Here is a 7,815-nt window from a genome sequence, read left to right as displayed (position 1 = left end):
CATCGCAGTCAACTCGGTTTTCTACTGGAAATCGCCGCAGGCCTCATTGCGTATACATTCCAACCTAAAAAACCGAGTTTGAATTTACGGAATAATGATATCGCTATTCTTAAACGAAGCTGAGGTTTATTAGCCACCTCTTTTTTGTCGCCGTGTACCTCAGTCCATGCGGTCGAAAAAATCCGCGACAGGTTAAATTCATCCATCGGTTTTTCAGTCGTTACCACCGTCTGATTTGAGCGGTGTACCTGACAAAAAACATACGCTTCAGCGTGTTCAGTTAAGCCTGACACTTGAAGCCATTCCCGCAGGCGGGCGGATGCCCTAGGACTGAGCGCTTTGGTTAGCCCCTGCCCGTCAACCTGGGTTTTGGTGTAACCAATATGCAGCATGATACTGCCATCACGGTTAAATATCACATCCCTAACCTTCAGGCGAGCCAGGTTGGAAACACGCAATAACGTATTGTAGGCCACAAACAGGAACGCCAGATTACGGCTGTCTTTCAGCTGTGCCGATGCATTCCAGGCGGTATCAATCCGGTTCAGGTCATCAATTCTAAACGGGATAGCCTGACCTTCTTTTTCGCCGTTCACGACCGCGACCCGATGAATTTTTTTTAATATCCGTTTCACTTTCTGACTGTCACCGGCCGGAATTAAGCCCGCCTGCCGATGTAACAGGTTCAGCATGGCGGCATAGTTACTGAGGGTGGCGGGAGCCAGTCCGCTTTCATGCAACTCCCACAGGTAATCACGCAGGTAATCGGGATCGACCGGCAGATAAGGACGCCCCTTAGCAATACACCAGTGGCACCATAACCGTGTGGTCTTCATCAGCTGCTGCCAGGTGTTGTCCGCAAAAGCTTCTTTGTATTTCATAAACGCATTGAGGTTACGCAGTACGTCATCATTTAGATCCGGATTATCCGCAATGGATATCACATCACGGCTCACCGGGGATAAATTACCCGCCATAACTCACTCCTTATATCTGATCGCGCTACGTAAAAAGTCACGTATTAACCCCTCGCCGAGTGACCCAGATTTCACGTAGGCGCATCCATTGTTATTAACAAAAACCGCCAGAAATTAATTTCCAAAGTCGCCATGTCAGTTCGAAATCAATAAAACGTACATCAAGGAATGATCACGCATGGAACAGTTGCCGCAACAAAAAATTGTGCCACTGGAGGTGTTCCCTTTCCATCACGATCGCTTCTAACATGGGATAACTATTTTTTACTTATTCTAGAATTTTTAGAGTGCCTATACATCATGAAAATGACGAAGTTTGGTGAATTCTCAGCTGATGGTAAGAGTACACATAACTGAGCACTCATGTATCATGATGAGCTATGAATAACACCTCCATATTAATGCGTAATCATCCCGTAAATTAGTCCCATTTATATTTAGAGATCTTCCTGCATACTAAAAGTACTCACTCATCGAGGAAATAGCTATGCGAAGGTAGTCAAAACATGGGGTAATTCCCATATCTGCCAGCGATAGCTAAAACATGGGGTGATTCCCACACAAACCTGCGTTGGAACTGTTCCAAGATGATCAAAAAATCAGGTTTATTTTTGGGAAGGTAAAAGTTATGTGTATTGATTGGCTCATTCGGGCGTCAGGGCAGTCAGCCTGTTTTGATATACAAAAGATTAACTATTTTTTCTTTCTAATGCAGCGAGAAAAGCTGAACAATATTAGTGAAGTACGATTATTTATTGCTGTCTGCTTTTATCTAACTGTCTATTATAGCTGTTCTATGAATAGATAAAAACAAAAAAACAACTGGTGAGGTTGACTTTTTTGTTTTTTGACCTAATACAGACAATTGTTAACAAGCAAGTCAGAATTCGGCTTGAACACGATGCCTTAAAATTAACATAACTAGAATAAGTTATTGAGTTTATAAAATCAAACTGTTGATTAGAACTTATCGTTTTTAGGTCAAAATTTAGAACTAAAAAAATGATTAATAAGCATGCTAAACATGGGGTGCTTCCCACGCTGGCTAGTTTTGGCGTTAGGGCAGTAAGGAACAATGTCAGATAATCGTCACGAGTTTAAACGAGGCGGTTGCTGCACACGGCAAAGTCGAGGTGCATAATGCCTATCGGGTGTTTAAATCCGCTGTAAACTCGAACCTTGCCTCCGTCATTGAACGCGTGCAGACGTTTCCACATTATCGCCGTTTCGAAGAAAATTATTCTCTGACTGATGGGGTATTTGTAACGGATTTTGCAAATTTTTTTGCTGATACGGTGGTGTTGGACTTTATTGAAGAACACGAAATCACCGAATCCGTGTTTCTGGCCGTTCAGCAACGTGATGAGTTAATCGACAGGGTTAATGATCATTACCGCCAATCACGCTATGAAGACGCATTCTGGGATAAAATCAAGGTCAAGGTCGGTCTGATTTATCAGGAGAGTGTCGATCAAGCCAATGCCGAGAAAACCCGAATAGCGCAGGAAGCCCAGGAAATCCGCGCGCTGTCCGTTGGGACAAACCCAATCACAAAGTGCGTTCCCCCTCATGCTGTCGCGTTGGAAAAGTTAACTAAAAATCCCGAATTGCTGAAGGGTAATCATGAACATTACGTCCAGGTGCGTTTTTTTGCCACTGCGAAGTAAATACTTCTGATATTTATACGCGTTTGCATTCAATACGTAACGGTGGATTACGCCACAAAAAAACAGGTGAACACCTCAGAGCGGAAGGGCAGCGAAAAGGTTATCCCGATGTGTCTCTTGATTTAGCTAAAGGGTGTTATCACGGTATGCGCCTTGAGTTTAAACATGGCGCCAATAAACCGTCTACCGAACAAAAACAATGGCTGAATAGCTTATCAGCGGATGGCTATTACTGTGTAGTTGTTTATGGCGAACACGAAGCTACTTATCTTCACAAGGTATGCAGGTGAATCAACAAATTACTTTCTTATCGGATGGTGCCGATAATCTCAGGGATCTGCAATTTAACTTGTACCCCGAATCGCAGCACGTACTGGATTGGTTTCATATCACGATGCGTCTGACAGTACTAAAACAATATGCCAGAGGGGTATCGAAAAACACCCCTGAACCTGGTGCAGAATTATTGGACGCTTTAACCAGTACAAAATGGTATCTCTGGCATGGCAATGTGATTAAGGCATTAGAACAGCTAGAGGATTGTGCTGAGATGTGTGATGAGGACATCCCGCATTATGATAATAAGAAATCCTTATCAAAACATATCGATGAAATGTACACCTACATTGAAAATAACAGCATGATGATCCCGAATTATGGTGAAATGTACCGCTATGGTGAACCCATTTCCTCTTCATTTGTTGAATCGACGATCAATGAAGTGATTGCCTAACGGATGGTGAAAAAGCAGCAGATGCAATGGAGCCAGCAAGGTGCGCATGACTTACTCCAGACCCGCACAGCCGTACTTAATGATGATTTGAAAACCCAATTTGGGCATTGGTATCCGGGCATAAAATTAGGTGACGAAACGGAGCATTCTTGGACAGAAAAGATTGCTGCATAAGTGCCCCACAGATTTTTATGGTCTCCTTATAGTGTTTTTTTCGTCAAAAAACATCGTTTGCATCATGGATACCAGAGTTAGACCGAGAACCTTTGAGATGAAATACATTACACAGTCTCATTTCAAGCCGCGCAATGGCCTCTCTATTGATTTTTCAACAACGGTTATTTCCGCTGGTGGGATTAAAGACGATGAAAAAAAGCTGCAAGAAATGCGGCCTTATTACGTAAGATTTGGGATGACATTATCCGTAAAAGAATGATGGATACTACGTCTTAGAAATATTTTCTTTTGATGTTTCATTTTTGAGATATGAGGAGATTTTACTCAGTACAAGTGAAATTAGCAATGATCTATGCTGGTAGTATGATTGGTTTATTTTGTTGGATGTATCTGTGCTGCTACTTGCTGGGGTTATCGTCATTGGGGTGAAACGGAGGTTAATGGCTTTATCAATTTTCCAGCTTATTTAGGCTAAATCTTGGCGAACAAGGGGGTTGTTTTACCCCCGTAAAGAAAGAAAATGGCACTATTCTGGCAAAGCATTACGGGGATTTTAGGTTTAGCGAACAAGGGAAGATTACCTCTTAGAGGACATTTCGCTCTTTAGCCGCTCAGTAATCAACTGCTCAATCTCTTTTAAAAGATTGGAATTTAATCTATTAAACTCGAATTTTACCTTGCGCCCATTGGCGCTACGGCTAATTCTGGCATATTTGTCTTTATTATCGAAAGAAATTAGATCAGTAGTTTCCCAACCTTTTGCTTGAGTGTTTGATGTCATCAGCTCTAAAGCAACAGTTAAATTATCCATGATGGAACGCTGTTTGCCTTCTATTTCACTGTCACGGACATCAGTTACTTCCGTTTCGATAGCTATTTCGGCACATAAATCATCAAGGTTAAGTTTATTCTTTTCTGCTAGCTTCTGAATTTTTGCCAAGCGTGAATAGAAACTATTTGGGATACCTTCCGAATCAGGGAAAATAGATATCAATCTCTCATCAACCAACGCAGCTTGAATACGTTTACGAATAGATTCCACACTTAAACCCAGATATCGTCCCAATTCTTCGTTGGTGTTAAAACCAAGGGACTTCATTTTTTCTTGGTACTGCTTTCCAACTTCTCGAAATGAGAATTTTTTTGAGCTCTGTGATGCGTTGATCAGTTCGTTGATATCTTCTACTGTTAAATCATCCGGTAATACCCACAGTGGCATATCTGCTTTCGTTTTTAGGCAGCAATACCTGCGTCGGCTACCTTCGATAAGAAAGAATTTATTATCATGTTTAATTGCAACGCCTTCGGTATCGACTCCTCTTAGCCGAATCTGCTCCAAAATATCGCGAACTGCGTGGTCATCTAAGGCCTTTTGGTTACGAGGATTCATCTCGTGGATAACAGTTTGACTCGCGATTTGATCGGCGTTGATAACGACATGTTCAGCTTCAACTTTACGTCCACCAGAAAGGGTAAATAAACGCTTTAATTTTTGTGTAGGTTTTAATGAAGACAATCCACTTTTTTGTTCAAAGCTGGTTCTCTTTAGCCCGCCCAGGTAAATGTCTTTATTACTACCACGTTCTATATCTGTCATTGTTTATCACTCACTTTTAGTAGAGATAATCTTTATTTCATTTATCAGTTGCTGATACACCGACTGCACAGACATTTCAGCAAGATCAAGTTGCTTAGGTGAACACAATCCTTCAGATTTTTTGATATCAAGAATAGTTCTTCCCTTTTCTGCAGCAACGCCAAATGCCTCAGAATGCTTTATATTGGTTGTCATAAATTTGTCTTGAACAGTTCTAACAAGTTTATTCAATGTTCGCATTTCGTGTGGGCTTTTATCATCAACGTTTACAGCAAGGATTTTCATCCATTTAATGTTTTCACCACGTGAAGGGAACTGTTCCAAGCGAGATGCGAGCGTTAGCATGTAATTTGTTGTTGAGGCAAAATCATATTCACGAGGAGTGATAGGCACCAACAATCCATCAGCAGCTTCCGTGATTGACCATATGATCGGAGAGTCTTGAGGTGGAGTGTCGATAAAAATTAAGTCGTATTTATTTTTCAACACAGGAATAACAACATCACGGAATCGGGTTAGCAGAGCATTCCTTTCTTCCTTGCTCATACTCCAGTATATGTCGGTGAATCTATCATCTGTGGGGAAAGCTGGAATTACATCAAGATTAGGCAAATGAGTGCTAAACGGAATACTGCTAATAATTTCTTCTTCTGAACAGCCAACGTTGGTGTACTGAGCGAATTCACCTTCTGGTTCATAGTTAGCAAGTAAGATATCAGTAATTGTCAGAAAAACATCATCTTCAGATGTTGAACGTATCATATTGCTACCAATAGAACCTTGAGGGTCACAATCAATGATACAAACTCGTGCATTCAGATTCAGATCCAATGCGGCTGCTGTCCCTAATGTCACTGTTGTTGTGCTTTTTCCTGTCCCACCTTTATGGTTTTCCGTAACAACAACTTGGGGAAGATACATATCGCTATACTTAGGCGCACCCAACTCGTTCATAATGGTTTGGATATCGAAACGGGTATAGAGATGATTCTTATTTTGGTAAATAGGTTCACCGATCATTTTCTGACTTTCTAATTCAGCCAGCATTTTACTAAAAATATTCCTAGATTTTCCAAATAAGTCAGCCAATGCTGTCTTGTTCATGCAGTGGTTGTAAATTAATCGGTCTAGTCCATCTACCTGCTCGTCAGAAACACTTACGCGAAAAGATTCCGTAATTGATTCTTTGAGTGATAGTTGTTCGCTTTTCATACGTTGCCCGATGGCTAATATATCTGCTAATAATTTCATGTACAAATTTCCTTCATTGTTTTAGTGCATTATAGTTAAAATAAATCATTAAAAAAGAAATAGTGCATTGAATTGAATTAAAGTGCACTTAAATGCACTTTCATTGATTTGTTATATATTTTTTATTTTGAGAACATAAATTATGCTTTTAAATATTCGTCATGAACGAATTGCTGAAGCATCGTTCTATAGGATGGTGATAAATTGGATATGTTCTAATCGTGCATTTTTGTATTAAAAATAAGCGTCACTTGGCGAACAAGGGGGTTGTTTTATTTTGATGGAAAAAAGGTATTACTTTGATAAAACCTCTTTTGTGGTTAACTTTTGAGGTGATGGGTACTGCTAGGGGAAAAATGCTGAAGAATGAATGACACAGTGTTTTCATTATGGTGCAATAAAATTGCTCTAATGGAACATATTAATGCTTGTGTATCATCCCTGTATTGGGCGTTTACTTGGGTCGATAGGGATGAACTGGCAGGAACACGTATCTAATTTCAATAGGCTGCGTGCTGAAAATGGAATCAGCATCCGTGAATATGCCGAACATTATAACCTCAATCCCAATACCGCCCCAGTCGATGATCAAACTCATGATCACACTGCAATACATGATCACCGTTTTACCCCCCAAAAAACCAACCGAGAAAAAGGGAAATCGGCTAAAACCCGCGCCCCGCCTGACGCCATGCCGGAAAAAAGTGGGGAGCAGACACTCGCGAACGACCTTTGCAGGTCAAAAGCGCAAAAAGCCGGAACGCGAAAGTGATCACGTCACCGGAGGTGATCATGCCGCCGCAAAAATTACCCTGGGGAGCAGGCCGTCGCTTGGCGGTGGGCAATGAAGCCGCCATGAAACATGGCCGGTACGCTGTTCCCAGAAGCATTGATTTAGACAACGCGGATGCCTTGATAGCGGCCAATGAGGATTTTATTCTGTTCCAGACCAGTAACAGGGATTCGGCCTGAGCCAGCACGGTGTTATCCGTCAATAGCGCCACAGGGCGGCAAGCCTCACCCTGCGTATTGATATCGGTATATACCGCGTGTTTGAATACGATTTTCATCCATTCACTGCGGACTTTCAGAAAGCCTTTATACTTTTCTTCAAAAATGCTGTCATTGAAAGCATCCATTGGTCACTCCTAACGGGTTATATCTTGAACATACCTATTTATAACTTTATCAGGTTTGGTAAAAGTAATAAAAAATTAAGTACTCAAGAAAAGTTAATTGCAAATTTGTCGCCATAACCTTTCAACAAAGTATTTAACTCATACTCCATGGTATCCTGAGTCCAAGTGATAAAACGTCGCCAGCGGTATTTGGCCTGTTTCCAGACGATTTCAATCAGATTCAGCTCTGGGCTGTAAGCGGGAAGATAGAGTAAAAGCATGTTGTGTTCTCGTA

General features: G+C 41.3%; 8 protein-coding genes and 3 pseudogenes. 7 read left to right on the top strand and 4 right to left on the bottom strand.

Annotation, left to right across the window (positions count from 1 at the left end; all coding sequences use genetic code 11):
• Positions 1–123: pseudogene (locus AACQ81_RS19840) on the top strand (IS982 family transposase); the annotation flags it as partial.
• Between the two features lie 38 nt (positions 124–161).
• Here the strand turns inward: AACQ81_RS19840 and AACQ81_RS19835 are convergent.
• A pseudogene (locus tag AACQ81_RS19835) lies at positions 162–692 on the bottom strand (tyrosine-type recombinase/integrase); the annotation flags it as partial.
• A 1,418-nt stretch (positions 693–2,110) separates the two neighbouring features.
• On the opposite strand from AACQ81_RS19835, the gene AACQ81_RS19205 reads away from it, so the two are divergent.
• The 4 genes and pseudogenes from AACQ81_RS19205 to AACQ81_RS19830 all read left to right on the top strand — a co-directional run bounded on the left by AACQ81_RS19205 (position 2,111) and on the right by AACQ81_RS19830 (position 3,813).
• A complete protein-coding gene (locus tag AACQ81_RS19205) occupies positions 2,111–2,644 on the top strand; it encodes a hypothetical protein (protein ID WP_237388272.1) in 534 nt (177 codons plus the stop codon).
• 23 nt (positions 2,645–2,667) lie between these two features.
• Entirely contained in the window at positions 2,668–2,934 is a 267-nt protein-coding gene (locus AACQ81_RS19200; RefSeq protein ID WP_237388271.1) for a VRR-NUC domain-containing protein, read from the top strand.
• A pseudogene (locus AACQ81_RS19195) lies at positions 2,910–3,551 on the top strand (ISKra4 family transposase); the annotation flags it as partial. The gene AACQ81_RS19200 and the pseudogene AACQ81_RS19195, both read left to right, overlap by 25 nt.
• The gene (locus tag AACQ81_RS19830; protein WP_443089571.1) at positions 3,508–3,813 is read left to right on the top strand and encodes a hypothetical protein; all 306 of its coding nucleotides are present in this window, start codon (positions 3,508–3,510) and stop codon (positions 3,811–3,813) included. The pseudogene AACQ81_RS19195 and the gene AACQ81_RS19830, both read left to right, overlap by 44 nt.
• Positions 3,814–4,131: 318 nt before the next feature.
• Here AACQ81_RS19830 and AACQ81_RS19185 read toward each other — a convergent pair whose 3' ends face one another.
• Together AACQ81_RS19185 and AACQ81_RS19180 are read right to left on the bottom strand one after the other, a co-directional pair.
• Entirely contained in the window at positions 4,132–5,151 is a 1,020-nt protein-coding gene (locus AACQ81_RS19185) for a ParB family protein (protein ID WP_237388270.1), read from the bottom strand.
• A 6-nt stretch (positions 5,152–5,157) separates the two neighbouring features.
• The gene (locus AACQ81_RS19180; RefSeq protein ID WP_237388269.1) at positions 5,158–6,402 is read right to left on the bottom strand and encodes a ParA family protein; all 1,245 of its coding nucleotides are present in this window, start codon (positions 6,400–6,402) and stop codon (positions 5,158–5,160) included.
• 424 nt (positions 6,403–6,826) lie between these two features.
• Between AACQ81_RS19180 and AACQ81_RS19175 the strand changes: the two genes are divergently transcribed.
• Positions 6,827–7,174: a hypothetical protein gene (locus AACQ81_RS19175; protein ID WP_237388268.1), complete on the top strand. Its 348-nt coding sequence runs from the start codon at positions 6,827–6,829 to the stop codon at positions 7,172–7,174.
• A gap of 20 nt (positions 7,175–7,194) precedes the next feature.
• On the top strand, positions 7,195–7,374 hold the full coding sequence (locus tag AACQ81_RS19170) for a hypothetical protein (RefSeq protein WP_237388267.1): 180 nt from the start codon (positions 7,195–7,197) through the stop codon (positions 7,372–7,374).
• 250 nt (positions 7,375–7,624) lie between these two features.
• Here AACQ81_RS19170 and AACQ81_RS19825 read toward each other — a convergent pair.
• On the bottom strand, positions 7,625–7,815 hold a 191-nt coding region (locus tag AACQ81_RS19825), incomplete at its 5' end, for a transposase (RefSeq protein ID WP_443089527.1).

This window comes from Xenorhabdus sp. Sc-CR9 (assembly GCF_963897815.1).
Lineage (GTDB): Bacteria > Pseudomonadota > Gammaproteobacteria > Enterobacterales > Enterobacteriaceae > Xenorhabdus.
The sequence above is the reverse complement of the archived record's forward strand: the minus strand, read 5'-3'. Positions and strand labels throughout refer to the sequence as shown.

What these genes read in the sequence shown, in the direction of transcription:
- AACQ81_RS19185 (WP_237388270.1), bottom strand. Translation starts at nt 5,151, where the DNA reads ATGACAGATATAGAACGTGGTAGTAATAAAGACATTTACCTGGGCGGG.
- AACQ81_RS19180 (WP_237388269.1), bottom strand. Translation starts at nt 6,402, where the DNA reads ATGAAATTATTAGCAGATATATTAGCCATCGGGCAACGTATGAAAAGC.
- AACQ81_RS19175 (WP_237388268.1), top strand. Translation starts at nt 6,827, where the DNA reads ATGCTTGTGTATCATCCCTGTATTGGGCGTTTACTTGGGTCGATAGGG.
- AACQ81_RS19170 (WP_237388267.1), top strand. Translation starts at nt 7,195, where the DNA reads ATGCCGCCGCAAAAATTACCCTGGGGAGCAGGCCGTCGCTTGGCGGTG.